General features: G+C 35.7%; 25 protein-coding genes and 1 pseudogene. 15 read left to right on the forward strand and 11 right to left on the reverse strand.

The genetic code is table 11. The annotated features are described in order from the left end of the window. Nucleotides 1–63 precede the first annotated feature (63 nt). The 3 genes from GLW08_RS02525 (at nt 64) to GLW08_RS02535 (ending at nt 1,568) form a co-directional block, all read left to right on the forward strand. Complete coding sequence (locus GLW08_RS02525; RefSeq protein ID WP_160847004.1) at nt 64–672, forward strand: SCO family protein; 609 nt, start codon at nt 64–66, stop codon at nt 670–672. A 129-nt stretch (nt 673–801) separates the two neighbouring features. Continuing rightward, the gene (locus tag GLW08_RS02530) at nt 802–1,314 is read left to right on the forward strand and encodes a YkyB family protein (RefSeq protein ID WP_237458260.1); all 513 of its coding nucleotides are present in this window, start codon (nt 802–804) and stop codon (nt 1,312–1,314) included. Between the two features lie 62 nt (nt 1,315–1,376). Next, nucleotides 1,377–1,568: a hypothetical protein gene (locus tag GLW08_RS02535; protein ID WP_160847006.1), complete on the forward strand. Its 192-nt coding sequence runs from the start codon at nt 1,377–1,379 to the stop codon at nt 1,566–1,568. A 980-nt stretch (nt 1,569–2,548) separates the two neighbouring features. Here the strand turns inward: GLW08_RS02535 and GLW08_RS02540 are convergent. From GLW08_RS02540 to GLW08_RS02565, 6 genes and pseudogenes are all read right to left on the reverse strand, one after another. Further along, nucleotides 2,549–3,457 carry a chemotaxis protein gene (locus GLW08_RS02540; RefSeq protein WP_160847007.1) on the reverse strand — a complete coding sequence of 303 codons (909 nt, stop codon included), beginning with the start codon at nt 3,455–3,457 and terminating at the stop codon, nt 2,549–2,551. 164 nt (nt 3,458–3,621) lie between these two features. Further along, entirely contained in the window at nt 3,622–3,846 is a 225-nt protein-coding gene (locus tag GLW08_RS02545; protein ID WP_160847008.1) for a PLDc N-terminal domain-containing protein, read from the reverse strand. Nucleotides 3,847–4,027: 181 nt separating this feature from the next. Then, nucleotides 4,028–4,435, reverse strand: coding sequence for a hypothetical protein (locus GLW08_RS02550; RefSeq protein WP_160847009.1), 408 nt, complete (start codon nt 4,433–4,435; stop codon nt 4,028–4,030). A 117-nt stretch (nt 4,436–4,552) separates the two neighbouring features. Then, nucleotides 4,553–4,771 (reverse strand): annotated as a pseudogene (locus GLW08_RS02555) (zinc ribbon domain-containing protein); the annotation flags it as partial. Between the two features lie 158 nt (nt 4,772–4,929). Further along, entirely contained in the window at nt 4,930–5,805 is an 876-nt protein-coding gene (locus GLW08_RS02560) for a patatin-like phospholipase family protein (RefSeq protein WP_160847010.1), read from the reverse strand. A gap of 223 nt (nt 5,806–6,028) precedes the next feature. Beyond that, on the reverse strand, nt 6,029–6,181 hold the full coding sequence (locus GLW08_RS02565; protein WP_160847011.1) for an FbpB family small basic protein: 153 nt from the start codon (nt 6,179–6,181) through the stop codon (nt 6,029–6,031). A gap of 104 nt (nt 6,182–6,285) precedes the next feature. On the opposite strand from GLW08_RS02565, the gene GLW08_RS02570 reads away from it, so the two are divergent. Together GLW08_RS02570 and GLW08_RS21545 are read left to right on the forward strand one after the other, a co-directional pair. Then, nucleotides 6,286–7,449 (forward strand): aminotransferase A, encoded by a 1,164-nt coding sequence (locus GLW08_RS02570; RefSeq protein WP_160847012.1) that lies wholly within the window; start codon nt 6,286–6,288, stop codon nt 7,447–7,449. 70 nt (nt 7,450–7,519) lie between these two features. Next, nucleotides 7,520–7,663: a DUF6254 family protein gene (locus GLW08_RS21545; RefSeq protein ID WP_202406356.1), complete on the forward strand. Its 144-nt coding sequence runs from the start codon at nt 7,520–7,522 to the stop codon at nt 7,661–7,663. A gap of 105 nt (nt 7,664–7,768) precedes the next feature. Here GLW08_RS21545 and GLW08_RS21765 read toward each other — a convergent pair whose 3' ends face one another. Then, complete coding sequence (locus tag GLW08_RS21765) at nt 7,769–7,960, reverse strand: aspartyl-phosphate phosphatase Spo0E family protein (protein WP_337193883.1); 192 nt, start codon at nt 7,958–7,960, stop codon at nt 7,769–7,771. Nucleotides 7,961–8,085: 125 nt separating this feature from the next. Next, the gene (locus GLW08_RS02580; RefSeq protein WP_160847014.1) at nt 8,086–8,307 is read right to left on the reverse strand and encodes an aspartyl-phosphate phosphatase Spo0E family protein; all 222 of its coding nucleotides are present in this window, start codon (nt 8,305–8,307) and stop codon (nt 8,086–8,088) included. A 431-nt stretch (nt 8,308–8,738) separates the two neighbouring features. Here GLW08_RS02580 and GLW08_RS02585 point away from each other — a divergent pair, with 431 nt between their 5' ends. Together GLW08_RS02585 and lepB are read left to right on the forward strand one after the other, a co-directional pair. Beyond that, complete coding sequence (locus GLW08_RS02585; protein WP_160847015.1) at nt 8,739–9,089, forward strand: PilZ domain-containing protein; 351 nt, start codon at nt 8,739–8,741, stop codon at nt 9,087–9,089. A 145-nt stretch (nt 9,090–9,234) separates the two neighbouring features. Then, nucleotides 9,235–9,756: a signal peptidase I gene (gene lepB / locus GLW08_RS02590; RefSeq protein WP_160847016.1), complete on the forward strand. Its 522-nt coding sequence runs from the start codon at nt 9,235–9,237 to the stop codon at nt 9,754–9,756. 278 nt (nt 9,757–10,034) lie between these two features. Here the strand turns inward: lepB and GLW08_RS02595 are convergent, their stop codons facing one another. Beyond that, nucleotides 10,035–10,172: a YvrJ family protein gene (locus tag GLW08_RS02595; RefSeq protein WP_160847017.1), complete on the reverse strand. Its 138-nt coding sequence runs from the start codon at nt 10,170–10,172 to the stop codon at nt 10,035–10,037. Nucleotides 10,173–10,942: 770 nt separating this feature from the next. Here GLW08_RS02595 and GLW08_RS02600 point away from each other — a divergent pair. The 4 genes from GLW08_RS02600 to GLW08_RS02615 all read left to right on the forward strand — a co-directional run bounded on the left by GLW08_RS02600 (nt 10,943) and on the right by GLW08_RS02615 (nt 15,109). Continuing rightward, nucleotides 10,943–12,100: a zinc ribbon domain-containing protein gene (locus GLW08_RS02600; protein WP_160847018.1), complete on the forward strand. Its 1,158-nt coding sequence runs from the start codon at nt 10,943–10,945 to the stop codon at nt 12,098–12,100. Between the two features lie 19 nt (nt 12,101–12,119). Next, nucleotides 12,120–13,301, forward strand: a complete 1,182-nt coding sequence (locus GLW08_RS02605; protein ID WP_160847019.1) for a S1C family serine protease — start codon at nt 12,120–12,122, stop codon at nt 13,299–13,301. Nucleotides 13,302–13,637: 336 nt separating this feature from the next. Further along, nucleotides 13,638–14,156: a DoxX family protein gene (locus tag GLW08_RS02610; protein WP_160847020.1), complete on the forward strand. Its 519-nt coding sequence runs from the start codon at nt 13,638–13,640 to the stop codon at nt 14,154–14,156. 203 nt (nt 14,157–14,359) lie between these two features. Then, nucleotides 14,360–15,109: a sulfite exporter TauE/SafE family protein gene (locus GLW08_RS02615; protein WP_160847021.1), complete on the forward strand. Its 750-nt coding sequence runs from the start codon at nt 14,360–14,362 to the stop codon at nt 15,107–15,109. On the opposite strand, the gene GLW08_RS02620 is transcribed toward GLW08_RS02615, so the two are convergent. Continuing rightward, entirely contained in the window at nt 15,102–15,656 is a 555-nt protein-coding gene (locus GLW08_RS02620; RefSeq protein WP_160847022.1) for a hypothetical protein, read from the reverse strand. The two genes, GLW08_RS02615 and GLW08_RS02620, sit on opposite strands and share 8 nt — an antisense overlap. A gap of 112 nt (nt 15,657–15,768) precedes the next feature. On the opposite strand from GLW08_RS02620, the gene GLW08_RS02625 reads away from it, so the two are divergent. Genes GLW08_RS02625 through GLW08_RS02640 form a run of 4 tightly spaced genes read left to right on the forward strand, consistent with a single transcriptional unit; the run spans nt 15,769 to nt 19,790 of the window. Next, on the forward strand, nt 15,769–16,527 hold the full coding sequence (locus tag GLW08_RS02625) for a carotenoid biosynthesis protein (RefSeq protein WP_160847023.1): 759 nt from the start codon (nt 15,769–15,771) through the stop codon (nt 16,525–16,527). Then, the gene (locus GLW08_RS02630; protein ID WP_160847024.1) at nt 16,524–17,186 is read left to right on the forward strand and encodes a lysophospholipid acyltransferase family protein; all 663 of its coding nucleotides are present in this window, start codon (nt 16,524–16,526) and stop codon (nt 17,184–17,186) included. The genes GLW08_RS02625 and GLW08_RS02630 overlap by 4 nt, the downstream gene beginning before the upstream one ends. Nucleotides 17,187–17,199: 13 nt before the next feature. After that, nucleotides 17,200–18,312, forward strand: a complete 1,113-nt coding sequence (locus GLW08_RS02635; protein ID WP_160847025.1) for a glycosyltransferase — start codon at nt 17,200–17,202, stop codon at nt 18,310–18,312. Then, a complete protein-coding gene (locus GLW08_RS02640; RefSeq protein WP_160847026.1) occupies nt 18,309–19,790 on the forward strand; it encodes a phytoene desaturase family protein in 1,482 nt (493 codons plus the stop codon). Before GLW08_RS02635 ends, GLW08_RS02640 begins: the two co-directional genes overlap by 4 nt. 844 nt (nt 19,791–20,634) lie before the next feature. On the opposite strand, the gene GLW08_RS02645 is transcribed toward GLW08_RS02640, so the two are convergent. Next, entirely contained in the window at nt 20,635–21,483 is an 849-nt protein-coding gene (locus GLW08_RS02645) for a phytoene/squalene synthase family protein (protein WP_160847027.1), read from the reverse strand.

Here is a 21,483-nt window from a genome sequence, read left to right on the forward strand (position 1 = left end):
TTTTATGAATATTCCATGATACAATACGGTCATGTTTGGAAAGCGGATGATGGAGGAGTATATATGAATAGAAATAAACCTATAATGATTGGATTGTTACTTACATTTTTGGTATTAAGCGCTTGCTCAAAAAGCTATCAAGGTGATTTCTCATATGAGGTAAAGGATTTTGAGTTTAAGAACCAGGACGGAGAATCTGTATCTAAAGAAGATCTTGAAGGTACATTTTGGGTAGCTGATTTTATTTTCACGAATTGTACGTCGGCATGTCCACCCATGACAGCAAATTTAGCACGTGTACAAGAAGAGATAAAAAAAGCTGGTTTACAAGATAAAGTTCGGTTTGTTTCTTTTACAATTGACCCAAATCACGATACACCTGATGTTCTCTCAGAATATATTCAATCTCATGGTGGTGAACTGAATAACTGGGATGCTCTTACAGGATATTCACCTGATCGAATCAAGGAGTTTTCTATTAACTCTTTCAAAGCACTAGTTGACAAAATTCCTCGTAAAGACCCAGCTGAAGGGGAAGTTGACTACAACTTCTTACATTCTTCTAGTTTTTACATAGTGTCACCAAACGGCAATGCAATTAAAAAAATTGACGGTACGCAGTTCGAAAATGTCGATAAGTTAGTTAAGGAACTTAAAAATTATATAAAGTAACTCATACATCAACAGCAATCACTTACGAACTTGAGAGTTTTCTTCGTGCTAACGAAGACGCTCTCAATTTGATTTTTTAGGATAGTTTTTGTACGATAGTTATAAATGTGTGTGTTAGGAGGAAAAGATTTGAGAAAAAGTGAATCACATGCTTCGATTGAAACAATAGCTCAGGCTATTTTTGTGGTAAATCGACACGCTAAAACAGCACCAGAGCCAAGGCAGCTATATACACTTAAAAAAAAGGCGATTCAACAACTTTTGGATCAAAAATTAGCTAAAAAAGTAGGCCTCCACTTCTCTGACCACCCGAAATACAGCCATCAACATTCAACACTACTTGTGCAAATAGCCGATTATTATTTTCACATCCCTCCCAAAAAAGAAGACTTTCAAACAGTGAAGCATTTAGGTAATGTAGATCAATCTTATCGTAATCCACGTCCTTCTCTATCATTATCAAAAGCTAAACGAATTCTATACACTTTTTTAGATTGGGAAGAACCAGCAAGAAGAGATACGGTCAAGACTGCAAAATATGGCCCAAAAGCTTACCACCAAACTTCACCATTTTCACCTTGGGGTCAATTCACTTCATGGAATAAAAGTAATTCTAAATCCAGAAGACGAAACAACACTTAGCCCATCCAGATGTTTTTCTTTTCTTATGGGATGGTAATGTAAGCCATAAGGAGGGATTAGTAATGAAAGATTTTATGTACGAGTTATTCCAATTTATGAAGTGGTCTGAGGAAATGAAAGATAAGTATTCACGGCTTTCTGACAAAGAAAAAGAGATAGTAAATGAATTCGCCCCCTTTTCGGAAAACCCAGAAACATTAAATACAGAAATCACCAAATGGTATGAAGAACTTCATAAAAAAGTTACTTACTAGAACAACCGATAAGTAGTTCAGTTTTTGAGTACTCAAAATCAATTGTACTCCTAGATTGGACTACTTTTTATGTTTTTCACAAAAAAAGCAGTTAAGTTTATAATTTAAAATCTTTAGTTGTTCCACAAACGAGGCATACTTTGAAGACTTGAAGTTGAGATAAATTTGGTGATCGCACAGAAAGAGCGATGTTTCCGTAGATTTAGTTAGAATAAAGGTGGTCGTGGAACAACTCGCGTCCTGCCAGCGAGCTGGCGAGCTACCTTCGGGGAAAACACCCTCAGGGGGATCTTGCCTTCCTCTTTCTCCGACGGGAGTCTCCTTGTTCCACGGCCACCTTTGCTAGTATTGGGAGCAACGGAAACATTGCGAAGTTAGAGAAGTTGAGGTATTTGAATATCATCTGACGGTCTACACCCTAGTAAGTTCCACAATTGGTTCAAAACAAAAAATTCTGTGGCAAGAAAAATAATGAACATTTAGTTCGCTGTTTGTAAAAAATAAAGTTTTATTTGTCCGTAAGATCTAACCAAAGAGGGTTTTCACTAAAAATAAGGGCTTATATGTCCTTTCGGGAGACATACAACATTTGGCCGCGTGTACGATAACCATTACCCGGCTGAGGGTGAAGGGGAACTACGAGACTCCCGCGGGAGAAAGAGGTTGGTGAGACGCCGGAGGGAGCAAAGCGACTGAGAAGGCTCACCAGCTTGCCTGCAGGAAAGCGAGTTGGTGAGCCGTAACCCCTTCCACGTTTCAAGTATCGGACCCATCACCTTTTGAATATATCTCGAATCCAAGTCTTCAAGATAATGGGGCTTTTCTGGAATAATTTATGTCCTTTCTTGGTAAGATATTTGTATTTTATTGATTAGTTTTATTATTTATCAGCAATAAAGAAGAACATTAAATCTCCCTGAGATTTAATGTTCTTCTTGAATATTTTTTTAGTATTTATACTTTATAACCTACTACTTTAGTTACAATACGAGCCTGTCAATTGTTTGGACTAACTCGACAATCTCTGGTTTTGAAACTTGTGAATCTGCCCCAACCATTTCTCCCTTGTGTCGCAAATCATCGGTAATTAGGGAAGAGAAAATAATAACTGGTAATTTCGTTAGTCGAGGGTCATCTTTTATGCGCTTTGTTAAATGATGACCATCCATCTGTGGCATTTCTATATCTGTTAGCACCAGTTGAAGATGATCTTCAATATTAGATTCTTCTTCAATAAGTGAATCTAAATAGTCCATTGCTCCTTTTCCATCTTCATAAAGAAAAAGGTTGTTATAACCCGCTTCATGTAACGTTTCTTCAAGCATACTTCTCAGTAGTGCTGAATCTTCTGCAATTAAAATCCGCTTTTCTGAACGTTGACGCTCTCCAAGCGTCTTTATTTGACTTTTATTAATACTAGAATCAGGGCTAATATCTGCTACTATTTTTTCAAAATCTAATAGTAGAAGCATATCTTGAGCCATTTTTACTACACCTGTAATTTGAGTCTCTAACCCTTGATACATTTGATCAGGCTTTTCAATATTCCCCCAGGATATACGATGAATCTGTGTTACTGTATGTACATGAAAAACAATCTTGGTTTGATTAAACTCAGATAAAATAAATTTATCTTGTTCTGGATGCTCTGATGGAGGAAACCCTAGTGCGTGACCTACATCAATAACAGGAACAACCTCTCCTCTAATCTCAATAATACCTTGAACAGATCGATGAGAATGTGGTATTTGTGTAACAGGAACCGGATTTAATATTTCTTTAACCTTAATTACATTGATACCAAATTTGTTTTGACCGATTCCAAACTCCACTACCTCTAGTTCATTTGTACCACTTTCTAGCAAAATACCATTATCCTTCTCTTTCATAAATAACCCAACCTTCCCCATAACTAATCAATATCTATCTCTATTATAGATATTTGTATAGGAATTTTAAACTAAATTTTGTTGGACAATATGGTTTTGACTTATAATTTACGTCTGGTTTCTGTTTAAGCTTAAAGAAAATCGATAGGCTCGCCTATCGATTTTTAATCATTACGTATAATAAAATAGATAATTAAGCCTATAATTGGGAAAAATAAGGTTCCAATAAGAACCACTAAAGCGTATTCTTTACTCTTTCCTTTACGCTGAGAATCACGGTACGCCCAAATGCTTGTGATAATGTTTAGTAAGAAAATTAAAACACTAAAAAAGATTATAATTCCAACTACAGCACTAGCAAATCCGAAAAAAGATGCAGCATGTAACACTCTAAAACCTCCTTTCCCTCTATATACGTAATTACATATATAAAGGTTTCACCTATTCCTTTACCTTACATCAATATCATTTAAACACAAATTCTTTTCTCCTTTTAATCAAACAAATAAGCTACCCTCAAAATTATATTATAAGAGTAGCTTATTATTCCAGTCAGATTATACAATCTATCTAAACGCTTTTAGGTTTTTGACTTTTTGATTGCCTCCATGTTTTCAGTAAACGTTCACCAATATGTGTGAGAGCTAATCCACTACCAAATAGGATTAAAGCTAATGCACTTGAGGCAATATCTTTAAATTCCATTTCTCCTATTTTTCTTATCCCTTGGTATAATTCAAGCCACTGTACGATGCACAATGTCATAATACCTGAAACAAGGTAACTTGCAAATCGATCCCATCTCAACAGGATTACCCAATAAATTATGGGTTTTATTAAGACATACAGTAATAGAACAATCATAAATGCAAAAACAAAATGAAGATGAGTGTCTGTAATACCAAGCGCAGTTAAGTGTGACTTGTTTACCACCCAATCATGTCCATCAGATAAGAGAAACTCTAAACTATTCCGCACCTTCATCTCTCCTTCTCAATCCTTTTTACTTCCATTGTGGACGGAGGACGAAAAGATTATTCAGAAAGTTTAAGTTGAAAAAGAATTGTATTGTTTTTTGTTGATTGTTTATCCACTTTAAACCTTCCCGTTGCTTAAAATTTGCAAGGTTTTGTTGTGATTTGAACACCCCCACTCGCGCAAAGCAAGATTTTTAACGTCTTTGTGTTTATGACCACAAGTTGAACAAAGCTGACTTGAAGGAAAATTCCTCGCTACGGTCACGACTTGTTTTCCATACCAATTCGCTTTGTATTCCAACATCCTTTTGAATTGCGACCATGATACTTCACTTATGTGATTATATCCTTTTACCAAAGAGAGGGTTTTCGCTTAAGACTTTTTTCGGGGTAAAGTGCGTGAGATAACGATCGATTAATTTCTGTTCACTTTATACCATAAAAAACGAATACCATATGGCATTCGTCCTCTCTATAGTGGTTTGCATTACATATTTAGGCCAATTGAGCTGTTCCGTGTAGAAATGCCTTTAAGTCATCAATATGCTCATGTGCTTCGTTATAACCTTGTTCATACAATGAATGGAGTTTATTTTGATTTCGCTCAATTCGACTTACTTCAAGTTGGTGTTTTGGTCTTATTATGTATGCTTTCCCTTCTCGCTCCATTTGTTCAATTGCTTCTGTGCTTCGATTGTATTTTTCATGTCTTTCTAAAAGGGCTTTTGTTAACATAGGATAGTCTTTATATTTTTTATTAAATAACCAAGAGAATTTCATTTTTTGCTTCTTATAACCTTCGTTTCTTGTTAGGATAATGACATGTTTTTTATTCCCTGCATCAATAGAAGGTTGAATCGGAACCGGGTCCGCAATGCCTCCGTCCATAAGTTGACGATTATTATACTCAATCATCGGCGCAATTAATGGGAGAGAACTTGAGGCACGAATTAACTTTAGTAAGCTGGCACCATCATTGAATGAATCAAAGTACACAGGTTCTCCTGTTTGAATATCTGTTGTACCAATAACAAATGTTTGACCAGCGTTTACACTTGAAAAGAAACGATCATAATCGAAAGGAACAAGCTGATTAGGCAGCGTATCAAATATAAAATCCATTCCAAATAAACCTTTTTTACGAAAAATATTTCGATACGATATGTATTCTGGATGATTGCCATATCCAACAATTACTTTATAGTTCCTTCCTTTTTGTTTCGCTACATAAGAGCTTCCATTACATGCACCTGCAGATGCTCCTACTACGTATGGAAAGTGGAGATCAGCATCCATTAAGTAATCTAAAACACCAGCTGTATATGCACCTCTCATACCGCCACCTTCTAGAATCAACCCTGTTTTATCCATATGATCCCTCCTCTGTATTGTTCTGTATTCTTTAGTATAACAATAATTATCATTGAACCCTAAGGGATAGCTATATGAATTTGATTTTGTGATCTCGCCCTTTTAGAAAATGCAGTTAACGTATAGACTAATTCAAGGGATAGGATCTCCTGATTAGAAAATTTCTCAAAACATTAAAAAGAAGTACAGCTTTCTATCGCTGTACTTCCCTATTATGATATCATCAATTTACGTATTGGGACTTATGATTTTCATACGAACTTACATGTCGTTGATCGACTTTCTTCTCAACATTTGTCATTGCCTGTTTGTCATTTTGTATTGCTTGTTTATTTGCGTTTACTAACTCTTCAAATGAACGAACTTTAGGTCTCATATAATGGATTCTCCCTTCTTCGGAATTCCGATTTCATTATAGCAAATCGTTTGCAAAGGGAATGTGAAAATTTTTTAAACATTTTGTTAAATTTGGAGGTTTTTATGGAACATTTACTTAACCCCCGATTACAAGGGATTGAAATATCGGGTATTCGAAAGTTTTTTAATATGGTGTCTGAAAAAAAAGATATTGTTTCTTTAACAATTGGACAACCTGATTTTCCTACACCTACACACATAAAAGAAGCAGGCAAGTATGCTATTGATCACAACCATACAACGTATACACACAATGCAGGTATGCTGCCACTTCGAAATGCTATTTCATCATTTGTTAAGGACGAATATAATTTGGACTATGATCCAAATTCGGAAATAATTGTTTCTGTTGGTGCTTCACAGGCTATTGATATCACCTTTAGAACCATACTAACACCAGGAGATGAAGTCTTATTACCTGCTCCTGTTTACCCTGGTTATGAACCATTAATAAAACTTGCTGGAGCTACTCCAGTCCACGTTGATACAACAGCCTCCAATTTCAAATGGAATGTGGAACTGTTACAAGAACATATAACAGAAAATACAAAATGCATTGTATTACCTTATCCATCTAACCCTACTGGTGCTACAATGTCTAGTTCTGAAGTTAGAGAGTTGTCAAAATTTCTAAAGGACTATGATATTTTCTTATTGTCTGATGAAATATATAGTCAACTTACGTATGAAGAAACACACACATCTATTGCATCATTTGACGAAGTACGGAATCAAACAATTGTAATAAATGGTGTTTCAAAATCTCATTCTATGACTGGATGGAGAATTGGATATGCCTTAGCACCAGAGTGGCTCTCGAAGCACATGTTAAAAGTACATCAGTATAATGTGTCTTGCCCTTCATCTATAAGTCAGCATGCAGCACTGGAAGCATTGACCAACGGTAAAAGTGATACAGAGCTTATGAGAAAAGAATATAAAAAACGCCTAGACTATGTGTATGATCGACTTAAGAAAATGGGTATAGAAATGAACAAGCCAGGTGGTGCATTCTACTTGTTCCCTAAGTTTCCGACTGGAGGTATGAGTTCATTTGAAATAGGAATTAATCTAGTTGAAAAAGCTGGGCTTGCCATTGTTCCTGGGGACGCATTTTCTGAATATGGACAAGGATATATGCGCATATCATATGCATATGATATAAATACACTCAAGTTAGGAATGGATCGACTAGAGAATTATTTGAAGGAAAATAAACTTGTATAAAAAGGTATATCTATAGAAAATGTTCATATTTTAAATCGACTTTTCACATACTACACATGAGGTGATTTTCATGAGTGTACAAAAAAGCAGGAAAGAACGTTCCTTAAGACAGAGAAAAGAAAAACAAAGCCCTCATGGTAAAGTTAAAAGCTTAGAAGAGTTAACCAACGAATATGAGAATGAAAATAAACCTATTGATAAACCAAAAGCATGATTTCCAGTGTAATAATTGCTCGTGTTTAACGTCCGGATACCATTATTAAGCCTAAAAAAAGTAAGCAGTTTACCTGCTTACTTTTTTCACCCCATTTTTAACTCATTATATTGTTGTACTTTTAGAGCGATCTTGCTTCTTTAATTCATACATATTTAGTAAATAATCTAATTCCTGACTTATTGCTAATGATTCGTCACTGGTAAACCCTTTAACTGTAGCGACTTTTATCATACGATTACGCAATAATTCAATACGCTCAGTTAGTTGCTGAGTTGTTGTTATGCATTTTGCCACAGCAGGGCCTCCTCTCAGCACTTGTTGGATATATATGTAACATTCTATCATAGACCATTATGAATTTGTAGTTACTTTCTTGAATGATCTCTTACCAATAGGAAGAACAGATACGTAGTTTCTTGTTACTTTAACGTTCCTTCTACCATTGGAATGCCTTCCGTATCTCTAACGGATCGAAGATGTAGAAATTTGTTAATTAATATATCTAATTCCTGACTTATATTAATAGTTTGGTCACTTTGTAGTCCATGTTCTTTTGCTGAATGTATCATTTTTTGTCTTTTTTCTTGTATTTGGACTTGTAACTCATCATTTATATCGCATGAATATGAGAACCCTATCATGATGAAACAATCCCTTTCCATAAGTAATATCTGCAGTGAATCGCTATTCATTATGTCAAACCAAATCTACCATGTAAAGGAAATCGCAAAATAAGACAAAACGTTACAATAATAGCAAGAATGCATGTGCAAGCGGTTGCTTTTATATCTTTTATTCGACAAAAAACTTCCTGGTTATTTGTATAAATCTAACTATTAAATAAGGGTTAGAGAACTAACTTTATCCTTGAAAAGTTTAAATTCAAACCAATATCGCACATCAACTCACCTATTAAATATACTGAAGTATTTACAATCTAATCTTGAAATGCGAATATTCAGTATAGGTACAATAAATTCACTCTAAAAATTTTTAATAAAGTCTTCCCCATAAAGTGATCAGTTGTTCTCTTCGTTTCTTTCTTAATCATAACCACATGGAGGAAAGCAGTATGTATTATAAACGAAATGAACCTTTTCGGTACACATTTGGTACACCTACAGTAGGTACGATTCAAAAAGCTGAACTGGAAGAAGAAACCCAAACATATGAGGCAAAGATTCTTGACCTAAGTCAGCATGGAGCTAAAATTGAAGTCGCACAAGATGAAAAGTGGGATAACGGTACACCAATTCTCATTCGATTTTCTATATTAGAAGAAGAATTTGTTGCTAACGGAATCGTGAAATGGCACAAACAATTAGGTTCTACACACCTTTACGGCCTTGATTTGGAAACAAGTGAAGAATGGAGAAAATCATTAATAAACAATCTCAAACAATTAGCTAAAGACAATCTTTAGCTTGTTCTAATAGCTTTATCATTATGGAGATGATGTACATTTTTTTGCTTACAATTAAGTACCTTATCCCCTTTTCAAGTATGGTACGATAATAGTGAGTGAAAGATGATAAGGTGATATAGCTAATGTGAAAGGAAGATTCTCCATGAGCCAAACTGTTAAAAAAGAGATATGGGACTGGACGAAGGCTATTATAATTGCTTTTGTTCTAGCTTTTGTAATTCGGAACTATATCTTTGCTACATCTATTGTGGAAGGAACCAGTATGGACCCTACTCTTAAAGATGGCGAACGTGTCATGTACAATAAAATAGTGTACATAATGGATAATCCTGAGCGTGGAGACATTGTTATCATTCAACGTCCTACAAAAAATTATGTAAAACGTGTCATTGGGTTACCTGGGGATGAAATACAGGTGAAAGGCCATGAATTATACGTGAATGGAAAAAAATCTGAACAAGAGTACCTCAATGAACAAGCTATTCGACAAACAGGTGATTTTGGTCCACGTTCTGTACCAAAAGACCACTACTTCGTTATGGGAGATAATCGTGATATTTCTAAAGATAGCCGAAATGGATTAGGCTTTATTAAACGTGATGAAGTCATTGGTCGCTCGGAGCTAGTAATATATCCATTTGATGAATTGGATATGACCAGATAACTGTAAAAGACCCCTGTACTACTAAAGTGCAGGGGTTTTTTAGAAACGATAGTTCAAAAAACTAGAAGTATCCTAAATTGTATGTATCACTTTCCACTTCACTGCTTTCAATGGACACATCCTCCACCGAGTTTATGAGGTTAGAGCTATGCTAATTTTCCTAAATATGCAACAATGAATGTATCACGATTTTTTAAAAATGTCTATCTTATCGATATTCCTTTCTTTCCTTTTAAAAAAGGATAAAGAAACTTACTCTTTATCCCTTTTTTAAAAAATTACCCTTTAATATTTCCAGCTAAGGAATGGATGCTTGAAATAAGCATATCCAGTTTTCCTTCCATGCGATGCAACAAGTAAAAGGAAAGCACTACAGGAAAACCAATTTCGGGGATCCAGGTCATCCATTGATCCATACTAATACCTCCTTTTCTATTTCTTCCTTAAAAGAATGCTCCTTTTGGAACTATATGAATTTCTCTACTTATTCCATATCTTCCACACAATTCGTTTTTTTCTTTGAAAGAAGGTTGTATAGTCAAAAATTTTTACTTAATTCATTTTAATGTATGTTTTTAACTTTTTGCTAACCAGAGGCAACTACATAAGATTATTTGTTGTAGCGGTTAATATTTAATTTTCATCCACACTAATCCCCCCTCTAAACACTAGTTGGAGGTGAGAAGAAACGATTGTTTATTCCCCCCACAAAACCTCCCTTCATAGTAATAATCGTCTGCCTTTTGAATGAAGGTGTCTACTTCGATAATAAAGAATCTTGTGGTTCAATGGGAGTAACATATGCGCTGGGGCTGGACGTGGCCCCAATACATATTAAGTTATACACAAGCCAACAATTTTATAGTATCCTAGACAATAAAAAAAGATGAATCGATTAACGATTCATCTACATTCGATATTAACTATGGTCAAACATGCAATATCCAATATTAACAATAAGTATAATTAATGAAACTGTTCCAAATACCGCTTCATACATTTTGGGGCCACCTCCTAATTAGTCTTATCATATGTATTTTATCAAAAAAACAGATAAAATATAGATCTCATCTCCTCTCTTATTTTAGCACATAAATCAAGTATTTATTAGCAATTAATGGGTACAGACAAAGGTCTCATGTGATAAACTAATAGCATCAATTGTTCACTGAAAGTAGGTGAAAACATGGCACATTGTCCGTATTGCGGGACTCCTATTTATGATAATGAATCATACTGCGTTTATTGTGGAGAAAAATTACCTGCTGACCTAAGTGAAAGAGTACACCCTGACTATTTTAATGGCTTTAATCGCTGGTGGTTATTGCCAATGGTTGTTCTTTTATTATCTATCATTTCATTAGGATCTACATATTTTATTATGGAGCAAAAGACAGTAACAGCTCAAGCAAAATTTCACACAGGAGAACAAATTGCTTTGGAAGGAAACTACAGCAAAGCAAAAGATTATTTCAAAGCAGCTGAGATGCTTACCCATCAATTCCCAGCAGCATCACAAAATAAACAATTTATGAAAATCGCTTTGCAAGTACAATCCTATATAGATGAAGCCAGAAATCAAACCTACAACCATCAATATCAATCCTCTCTTGAAACGTTAACAGCAGCTGAGGAGCTTCTTACCAATTACAATGGTGAAGTGGTTCGAAATTTAATAGAAGATATTGTGTTGTTACGAAACAATACCAAAGTAGATCAGCTTCAACAAACCATGGAAGATAAGCCTTCTATTGAGGAATTAAAAAGTTTACTATGGCAAGCAGACTCGATCCCGACAGATGCTGCTAAAAAAATAACGAAACAAATTCGCGAGCAGATTGTCGCTCATTCTTTTTCAAATGCGAATGAGAGATTAAAACAAAAGCAATTTTCAAAAGCAAGAAGCTTTGTTGAAGAAGGATTAAGATATGCACCTAATAGTAATAAGCTTCAAAGTTTAAAAACAACGATAGAAAAAGGAAAAACAGCATTCGAAACAGCCCAACAAAATCGCATTGAACAAGCAATCAATGCTGCAGAAAAAGAGCGTGAAAAGAATCAAACGGACGCTGTAAAAGTTACATCTCTTGAAGCTACAATAAATGAATTTGGAGATCTCGTTATCAAAGGAAAAATTAAAAGTGTGGCTACGGTACCAATTAACTCTGTATCTTTATCTTATATTCTAGTGAATGGTTCCGGTGAGAAAGTACTCTCCAATGAAGTGTACTCTTATCCAGACACACTTTATCCAGGCGAAACTGGCAATGTAGAATTCACCCATTACGATGTACAGAATTCCTTCAATGTAAAAGTAGATAAAGTAAAATGGTTTTTAGAATAGCAACGTTCGGAGTGAGTTTATGAACAATAAACACCTGACCTTCCCTATCCTGCTTACTATACTTGTTGTGGTTTTTACTGCATTTGGTGTGTATTGGCTAAATAATACAGTTTATAAACAATCCATTACAGCAACAAGTACCCTCGCTCAAGAAGTGAATAAGGAAAACACATCCACAAGTATAGATATGAAGACGATTATTCATGAAGCTGAAAAAAACGTCGTACAAATTGAAGCAAAAGCTGAATGGGGAGAAAATATAGGATCTGGGTTTCTCTTTAATGATAAAGGAGATATTATCACCAATGCCCATGTTGTAAAAGATGCAGAAACGGTACAAGTTACAACTGCAAATGCTCAGACGTTTATTGCTGCTGTTGTTGGTATAGGAAAAGAAACAGATATTGCTGTAATCAGAGTCCCCTCTTTAGCGAATCGCACCCCTATGACTATTGGAACAAATACAGATGTAGAGATTGGCGATGAGATTATTGCAGTCGGAAGTCCTTTAGGGTTACAAAACACTGTTACCACGGGCATAGTTTCCGGGAAGGGCCGCGATTTCGAGATTGATGAATTTAAATATGTGAATGCTTTTCAAATTTCCGCTCCCATTACACACGGAAATAGTGGAGGTCCTTTAATTCACCGCCAAACTGGAAAGATTATAGCAATTAACTCAGCAGGCACCAATCAAGGAGGAATTGGATTTAGTATTCCTCTTTCAGATGTGATGGATCAAGTTACAAGTTGGTCAGAACAAGCGGATTCAAAAGATTTAGTGTATAAAGGTAGTCTTAGCTCTACAACAATTGATACTAAGAAACTGAAAGAAGACGCTCGTTACTTATACAGTTATTTCAATGAAAGTTTATTGATGAGAGATTATATATCTGCATATGGTATGTTGGGAAGTGAATGGCAAGCAAAACAATCCTATACACAATTTCGAGACATGTATGTACATACAACAGATATTACAATTTCAAACGTCCAAGTAAACATCAATGAACATAATCAGGTCAAACTAACATTAACTAGCGACCATGTTATTCGTAAAGAAGACCAACAGAAAGTAACAGAACGATATAATTCAACCTATACAATAGGTTATGAAAATGATCAATTAAAGTTATTAAATAGTAAACGAGAATTAGTGTCCACCACAACCCATTTAGAGGATAGTCAAAATGAATCTTAGAAAGTTTCATCACTGCCTTCCCTTTCATTAAACCAAAACAACCTTAATTAAAGTGAAAACCCTAGTTCTTTCAAATGAATTAGGGTTTTTATCAATTATTTATTATTATTACACCCAACTACATTCAACTCTACCTCGATATTGGAACCAATTTTATAGTTTGGTCACAATATCGACATCTCTTATTGAAGAAATTGTGAAATTATTCACAAATTTATTTTTTTTTCCATTAGCCATGCTACACTATAGATGTAAAGAAAAGATTCACTTTAAAAGCTGGCTTTAGTGATTACCAAGCATTATCAAATTTAAACCATTTATAAGGAGTGGTGAGTTATGTTTACTAAAATGTTGAGAGAAAACAAGTTGGCTGCAGCTGTATTAACCTTCTTAAGAGTGTACTTAGGTTATCAATGGATTACAGCAGGTTGGGGTAAAGTTACAGGTGGATTTGATGCAACTGGATTTATGCAAGGTGCTATTGGAAAAGCAACTGGTGATCATCCAGCCGTTCAAGGTTGGTGGGCGAGCTTTTTAAAAAATGTTGCCGTACCAAATGGTGAATTGTTTAGCTTCCTAGTTGCATGGGGGGAACTTTTAGTAGGTATTGCACTTATTCTTGGTCTATTCACAACTATTGCAACTCTAATGGGTATTACAATGAATTTTGCTTTCTTATTCAGTGGAACAACCAGCACCAATCCGCAGATGGTATTAATCGCAATTTTCATACTAGTAGCTGGTTTCAATGCTGGTAAATATGGCTTAGATCGTTGGGTTATCCCATTCATCAGAAAACAAATGAATCATAAAAAGGAAATAGATAACAAAAAACTTGAATTAGAATATAAGTAAATAACTTCATCTTCAGCCCGTACCTGGGAATTTCTAGGTGCGGGCTTTCACTCGTAATCAATGTTGTATGCTACATAAAATTGTCTTTACTATCCAATTTTCTCAAGATATGAAAAGATTAAAAGATTCTTCATTTCCCTCTCTCACCTCTCTTTTGATATAGTAGAATGATACATACACCTATTTAAAAGGGATTGAAGAATATGACGTTAACGATGATGTTTATTGTATTACTAGTTGGTATTTGTGCAGGTTTTATTAATGTTCTTGCAGGTGGAGGCTCCCTCCTCACACTACCAATGCTGATCTTTTTAAACTTACCTTCTGCTATGGCAAATGGTACAAACCGAATTGCCATTTTAGCACAAAATATCACAGCTATTGCATCCTTCCGTAATAGCGGTATTTTTCATTGGAAACTTGCAGTGTTCCTTTCATTCCCTGCTGTTCTAGGGTCCATTGCCGGTTCTAAGATGGCGATTGAACTATCAGATGATTTATTCAATCGAATCTTATCCATTGTTATGGTTTTTGTCTTAATTACTATTATAGTTCAACCACAACGTTGGTTTACACAAGTTACCTCAAACATGACAACAAAAAAAAGAGTATTACTTTTTATTGTATTTCTACTCGTAGGATTTTACGGTGGATTTATCCAAGCAGGCGTTGGACTTGTCATCGTGATGATGCTTACGTTAACAACTGGAATGAATTTAGTACATATTAATAGTTTAAAGGTTTTTATTGTTGCTATTTATACCTTTTCTTCTATTATTGTATTCCTTATTAACGATCAGATTCACTGGGGATACGGCTTAGTACTTGCACTTGGAAATAGCATAGGTGCAATAATTGGAAGTAAATCTGCAGTTAAGAAAGGAGAAGGATTTGTACGCATTGTTATGGTTGTTGCTGTTCTATTCATGAGTGTCCGTCTCTGGTTTACTTAAATACATATTCCACCAAGTGTAGAGGGGTTGTTTTCCCATCAATAAGGCATAACAAAGTCCATGTATTTTCTTTTGTACAATATTCTTCTAGACTTATTGTATGAGTATTATTTAATTTTTCGATGTCTATCGGGATATCCATTGGAGCAAATACCAATAAAGGTGGGATGGTGGATTGGTATGGTAAAAAACCAGTTAATGGATCACCATATCTGGGCTTCACACTAACAGGCGACCAAGAATGATGGTAATGGGCTATTTGAAACAGAGCCTCATTTTCAGGAGGTCGTTCAGGGATAGGCATAAAAGCAAACCGAACATCATTCCTTTCTGGATAAATGATCATTAGTTGATTTCTTCTGTACTTTACATATGATGGATTACCATTAATCATAAATGTGCATTCCTCTTCTATTATTTCTTTCCATGCACAATATGAAAGAAGATTTTCATTAACATGAATAGAATGGTAACTACATAAGTTTACTACAATCATTCTATCCTGATCTTTAACATGAATTTCGTCTAGAAGTTTGGTAGATTTCACATTGTCATTCCTTTCTATTTTCTACCCTATTTTTTCATAACACATTACTATTATAAGAAGTGTTATTTTTTATATTACAATATTCATATATCTACAAGTAGAGGGTGATTATGTGTCCGTTTGGCTATTCCGATTTTATCTTATTTGGTTTGGGTGCGGATTTGTATTATTAAGTTTTGATATTCTCCCACCTGCACTACAATGGGCAAATGCAGTATTTTTAACACTTGCAGGTTTACTTGGTGGTATATATTTCTTAAAGCAGTATGGTCCAAAAAAAGGCATTACCTATAGTTTATTTGTTATTATTATGTCGATTTCTATCGAACATATAGGCGTCCAATATCAATGGTGGTTTGGCCACTATCATTACACACAAGATTTCGGTCCAATGATTGGAGGGGTCCCTTTTGCAATTGGTTTTGCCTGGCTAATGGTCATGGCAGGTGCTCATGAGATATCTAGGACGCTACTTCACCGGCTTTCCAATCTAGTATATCTATTACTATTTATTATTGTTGGTGGTCTATTGGCTGTAAGTATTGATTTGATTTTAGATCCTGTCGCATTTCATGTTAAGAATTATTGGGTATGGACAAAAGGAAGTTTTTATTACGATATTCCTTTTACTAACTTTAGTGGCTGGTTTATATTAGCTGCTTTTTTCCAACTATTGGCGCATATTTGGTTCTACAAGGATCCCCCTAAAGACATGATATGGCGAACAAGAGTTATTGTCGTATATAGTAGCACCCAGATACTATTTATTTGGCTTGCTTTTTTAGGAGGCTTATATGGTGCCGCTCTCCTCGTAACAAGTTTAATGCTACTATGGGGACTAGTTTATATAAAAATGAGGCATGATTCATGATACCCGCTAATAAAAGTAGGTTCTGGGAAAAAGGATTTGATTTCTTTGTCAAACGCTTAGCCAGATTTCATTTTCAGAATGTATATATCAACGGGGCTCCCCCTTCGTCATCCAAAAGAACATTATTCCTAGTCAATCATAGCGCTTGGTGGGACCCCATCATTATTTTCTTATTAAATCAACATATATTCCATGGTGAATCATATGCGATGATGCATGAAGAGGGTATTAAAAAGGTACCCATTTTCAGACGTCTAGGAGCTTTCTCCATTAATCGAAATAACCCAAAAGACATATTAAACTCATTGAAATATGCAAGTGAACAATTGAACCATGGCCATAATGTTTGGATCTTTCCACAAGGAGATGAGCAACATCTCGAGAAACGTCCACTTGAATTTAGCAATGGAGCAGCTTATATAACTGAAAAAACCAAAGAGGTGCAAGTTATTCCCATTGCTATATATTATACATTTCAATCAACTCGCAAAGCGTATGTATATATATCCATTGGCGAAAGCATCTTTCCAAGCCACTATAATCATTTAAAGAAAGAGGCTAGAACTCAATTTTTTGAGGAGCACTGTACTACACTACTCGATCAACTAAAGCAACGCATTATTCTCAATAAAACGGATTCTTTTCGCCGATTTTACTAAGGAGTTGTGTAACATGGTTATTTTATTCATTGTACTCAGCAGTATAGAAGCGTTTCTCTTCTTGTGGGTTGCCATTAACCCATTATGGTTACCATCTCTTCACCGTTATACAAACCGCTCATATAAAAAGAAAACCGTTTCTGTACTAGTCCCACTTCGCAATGAATCTAAAAATGTTCCAGGACTTATAGCTACCTTAAGGAACGTCAAGTATGATGAACTTGAGTTTATACTTCTTGATGATCAATCTTCAGATGATACAAAATCATTATTGATGGAACATACATGTAGGGATTCACGCTTTACAATCATAGAAGGGAAACACCTTCCTGAAGGATGGAATGGAAAAGTACATGCATGTCATCATTTAAGCAAATACTCAAATAATGAAGTGATGTTTTTTATAGATGCAGATGTTCGTATCGAACCAAATACGATTCACCATACTTTAGCGCTTATGGAAAACCAATATGCAAGTATGGTTAGTGGCTTTCCTACGTATCTGGATAATAAACTTGTGCAGTTCCTTGTAACCATGCAGCACTTTGTCATCCATCTTCACCTTCCTTTATTTTTTGCAAATTATACAAAACGCCAAGCCACAACCGCTGCTTGTGGCCAATTTATTGCAATCAATCGAACTACATATAATAAAATTGGTGGTCACGAAGCAATTTACAACTCTTTAGTGGAGGATGTAGAGTTAGGTAGATTAGTGAAAAAACACGGAGACAGAGTGATACTAGCGAATATAACAAAGCTTGTTAGCTGTTTTATGTACGGTACCATTCAAGAAGCATGGGAAGGATTCACAAAAAATATTTTCATTGGCATCGGTCGATCAAAAATCGGTGCGATAGGATTATCTATCTTCTATGCTCTCTTCTACATTTCACCATTGTTATTAGCTGTATATGCAGTCTTCAACCTACAATGGATGTTCCTTCTTCCTCTAGTACTGACTGTTTTACAAAAAGGAATCGTGGATATAAGAACTAGAACAAGTCCATTTTACTCTTTAGGCATGCCCTTATCTGCAGCTATGTTAATTGGAGTGCTATGGACGTCAATGTACAAAGCCATAACTGGCAAAGCTTACGTTTGGAAAGGAAGATCCTATCAATGAAGCAAATATCAATTATCGGAGGCGGTTTAGCTGGTCTATCATCGGCAATATACTTAGCCTCAGAAGGATATCATGTTAAGGTATTTGAAAAGAATGAGCACTTTGGAGGTAAAATGATGGCAGTGAACCTGGGTAGCTATCATTTTGATTTTGGTCCAAACACCATAACTATGCCTCATGTATTTAAGAATATATTGAGTGATGCTGGATTAAATCCAGAAGACTACTTCACATTTAAGCAAATTGAAACACATACGCGCAATAGTTTTGGAGATGGATTCACATTTGACCTATCCTCTTCTAAAACGTATATGCTCGATCAATTAAAGAAGCTTGATCCTAAAGGTGGTTCCAAATACCAAGCCTTCTTGAATCAAATTACTAAGCTATACTCCCTTTCTGAAAAACACTTTCTTCATCGTACATTTGAAACATGGCGCGATTACCTATCCCCTTCCCTCTTAAAAGCCATGTTGAACGTTAAACCTAACCAGAGTATGCATGAGTTTATGAGCCTTTATTTTGATAATCCAAAAATCATACAATCACTTGACCGTTATGCTACCTATATTGGATCCAATCCATACATAGCCCCAGCAACCTTCTCCATGATCGCATATTTGGAATTGATTGATGGTGTTTATTATGTAGAAGGAGGTAACACGAAAATTGCAGAGGGATTTGAAAGAGCAGCGAGAGAGTTAGGTGTTGAACTATACGCAAATCATCACGTGAGTCAGTTGAATATACAAGACTCATCTGTCTCAGATGTAATATTGTCAGATGGTCAATCTTTTAAAACAGATGAAGTCATTATGAATGGTGATGTATTAAAAGCCTATCCAGAGTTAGTAAACGAAGAACATCGCCCCCATTTTTCCAATCAAAAAGTGCGAGATTTTGAACCATCTATTTCGGCGTTTGTTATACTTGCAGGGCTAAATAAGCGCATGGAAAACCTTCACCATCATCACCTTTTCTTTACGAAAAACTATCAAAAAGAATTCATACAGCTTCAAGAAGGAGTTTATCCCGAATCTCCAACGATTTACATCAGCACTTCATCTAAATCAGATCCTACTGTTTCACCTGAGGGAGATAATTGCTTTATTCTAGTGAATGCTCCAGCTATTCCAAAAGATGGTGATATGGGTATTGATATAGAAGAATACAAACAGAAAATTTATGATCGGTTAAAAGCATTTGGGTATGACATTCAACCTTACGTAAAAGAAGAACAAGTATGGACCCCTAAAGATATACGAAAGCAGTTTGGAACCTTTCGTGGATCCATTTATGGGCCAGCTTCTAACAGGAAAATAGATGCATTCAGAAGACCATATAACAAATCACAAGATATCTCGAACCTATACTTTGCTGGTGGCAGCACTCATCCTGGTGGAGGGTCGCCAATGGTTGTTTTAAGTGGTAAAAATGTCGCAAGGTCTTTGGTAAAAAAGGATAGAGAAACGACATAAAATGAAAAGCTTTTGAAGATAATTTATTTCTTTTCTGTACAGAAAGATCTTGAGTTAGTAGGTACTTAGCTATTTGTTATATGCTGAGGTTGATATTCCATTTTAGCCCCATTATCTTGAAGACTTGGATTCGAGATATATTCAAAAGGTGATGGGTCCGATACTTGAAACGTGGAAGGGGGTTACGGCTCACCAACTCGCTTTCCTGCGGGCGAGCTGGTGAGCCTTCTCAGTCGCTTTGCTCCCTCCGGCGTCTCACCAACCTCTTTCTCCCGCGGGAGTCTCGTAGTTCCCCTTCACCCTCAGCCGGGTAATGGTTATCGTACACGCGGCCAAATGTTGTATGTCTCCCGAAAGGACATATAAGCCCTTATTTTTAGTGAAAACCCTCTTTGGTTAGATCTTACGGACAAATAAAACTTTATTTTTTACAAACAGCGAACTAAATGTTCATTATTTTTCTTGCCACAGAATTTTTTGTTTTGAACCAATTGTGGAACTTACTAGGGTGTAGACCGTCAGATGATATTCAAATACCTCAACCTCTCTAACTTCGCAATGTTTCCGTTGCTCCCAATACTAGCAAAGGTGGCCGTGGAACAAGGAGACTCCCGTCGGAGAAAGAGGAAGGCAAGATCCCCCTGAGGGTGTTTTCCCCGAAGGTAGCTCGCCAGCTCGCTGGCAGGACGCGAGTTGTTCCACGACCACCTTTATTCTAACTAAATCTACGGAAACATCGCTCTTTCTGTGCGATCACCAAATTCATCTCAACTTCAAGTCTTCCAGAATATGTCTCTTATCCTGAACATAGTCCTTCAAAAAAAGCGTAAACCTCCAAGGAGATTTACGCTTTTATCATATTCATATTCGCTAATATAACTTTCTTTTGCTGATCGCTTACATAGTTGCGTTCATTAAATACTTGATAATGATTTTCTCGGATAGCAGGTAAAATAGCTCTATAAAGATAGGAGGCCCCTTTCACCGGAGTTCGGGAATATAATGGGTATTCATCTATCGTCTCTAGAGCACGTTCATAATGTTCTTCCGCTTTATGGGCTAAGTCTTCCCATAATTGAATAAAAGATGAATTAATTGTTTGATTGTATAAATCTTCATAGCTATAGTTATACGTTGACATTAGTTCCTCTGGTATATAAACCCGTTTCCGTTCCATATCCTCACCAATATCTCTCAAAATATTAGTCAACTGCATCCCTTTTCCTAAATGAATAGCACCTTCACGAAGTTTTTCTTCCTTCCCAGGTGCAATAACAGGTAAAAGCATTAAGCCAACCGTACTTGCTACAAGATAGCAATAACTCATTAATTCATCTTTTGTCTGAACAATATGTGAATCAATATCTAACCGTTGACCATCAATCATTTCTTGGAATGGGACCGTATCCATATTGAATCTTTGGAAAACATCTTGTAATGCAACCCACATTGGCTCATTGCTAGGTAAATGACCGGCCAAAAAATAATGAAAATCTCGTTCAAATTCTTCTAAGTCCTTTGAAGGATTTTCACCTTCATCGACTATATCATCTACCTGGCGACAAAAAGCATAAATCGCCCAGACTGCTTGTTTTTGTTTTTTTGGCAGTAGAGCAAATGCTTTAGAAAATGTTTTAGAATGTTTGTCAATAATAGCCTTGCAATATTCATAAGCAGACTGGGTTGTATTCAA

Origin of the sequence: Pontibacillus yanchengensis, assembly GCF_009856295.1 — a bacterium.
GTDB classification, from domain to species: Bacteria; Bacillota; Bacilli; order Bacillales; family BH030062; genus Pontibacillus; species Pontibacillus yanchengensis_A.

What these genes read in the sequence shown, in the direction of transcription:
- GLW08_RS02525 (WP_160847004.1), top strand. Translation starts at nt 64, where the DNA reads ATGAATAGAAATAAACCTATAATGATTGGATTGTTACTTACATTTTTG.
- GLW08_RS02535 (WP_160847006.1), top strand. Translation starts at nt 1,377, where the DNA reads ATGAAAGATTTTATGTACGAGTTATTCCAATTTATGAAGTGGTCTGAG.
- GLW08_RS02540 (WP_160847007.1), bottom strand. Translation starts at nt 3,457, where the DNA reads ATGAAAGAGAAGGATAATGGTATTTTGCTAGAAAGTGGTACAAATGAA.
- GLW08_RS02560 (WP_160847010.1), bottom strand. Translation starts at nt 5,805, where the DNA reads ATGGATAAAACAGGGTTGATTCTAGAAGGTGGCGGTATGAGAGGTGCA.
- GLW08_RS02565 (WP_160847011.1), bottom strand. Translation starts at nt 6,181, where the DNA reads ATGAGACCTAAAGTTCGTTCATTTGAAGAGTTAGTAAACGCAAATAAA.
- GLW08_RS02570 (WP_160847012.1), top strand. Translation starts at nt 6,286, where the DNA reads ATGGAACATTTACTTAACCCCCGATTACAAGGGATTGAAATATCGGGT.
- GLW08_RS21545 (WP_202406356.1), top strand. Translation starts at nt 7,520, where the DNA reads ATGAGTGTACAAAAAAGCAGGAAAGAACGTTCCTTAAGACAGAGAAAA.
- GLW08_RS02580 (WP_160847014.1), bottom strand. Translation starts at nt 8,307, where the DNA reads ATGATAGGGTTCTCATATTCATGCGATATAAATGATGAGTTACAAGTC.
- GLW08_RS02585 (WP_160847015.1), top strand. Translation starts at nt 8,739, where the DNA reads ATGTATTATAAACGAAATGAACCTTTTCGGTACACATTTGGTACACCT.
- lepB (WP_160847016.1), top strand. Translation starts at nt 9,235, where the DNA reads ATGAGCCAAACTGTTAAAAAAGAGATATGGGACTGGACGAAGGCTATT.
- GLW08_RS02595 (WP_160847017.1), bottom strand. Translation starts at nt 10,172, where the DNA reads ATGGATCAATGGATGACCTGGATCCCCGAAATTGGTTTTCCTGTAGTG.
- GLW08_RS02600 (WP_160847018.1), top strand. Translation starts at nt 10,943, where the DNA reads ATGGCACATTGTCCGTATTGCGGGACTCCTATTTATGATAATGAATCA.
- GLW08_RS02605 (WP_160847019.1), top strand. Translation starts at nt 12,120, where the DNA reads ATGAACAATAAACACCTGACCTTCCCTATCCTGCTTACTATACTTGTT.
- GLW08_RS02610 (WP_160847020.1), top strand. Translation starts at nt 13,638, where the DNA reads ATGTTTACTAAAATGTTGAGAGAAAACAAGTTGGCTGCAGCTGTATTA.
- GLW08_RS02615 (WP_160847021.1), top strand. Translation starts at nt 14,360, where the DNA reads ATGACGTTAACGATGATGTTTATTGTATTACTAGTTGGTATTTGTGCA.
- GLW08_RS02630 (WP_160847024.1), top strand. Translation starts at nt 16,524, where the DNA reads ATGATACCCGCTAATAAAAGTAGGTTCTGGGAAAAAGGATTTGATTTC.
- GLW08_RS02635 (WP_160847025.1), top strand. Translation starts at nt 17,200, where the DNA reads ATGGTTATTTTATTCATTGTACTCAGCAGTATAGAAGCGTTTCTCTTC.
- GLW08_RS02640 (WP_160847026.1), top strand. Translation starts at nt 18,309, where the DNA reads ATGAAGCAAATATCAATTATCGGAGGCGGTTTAGCTGGTCTATCATCG.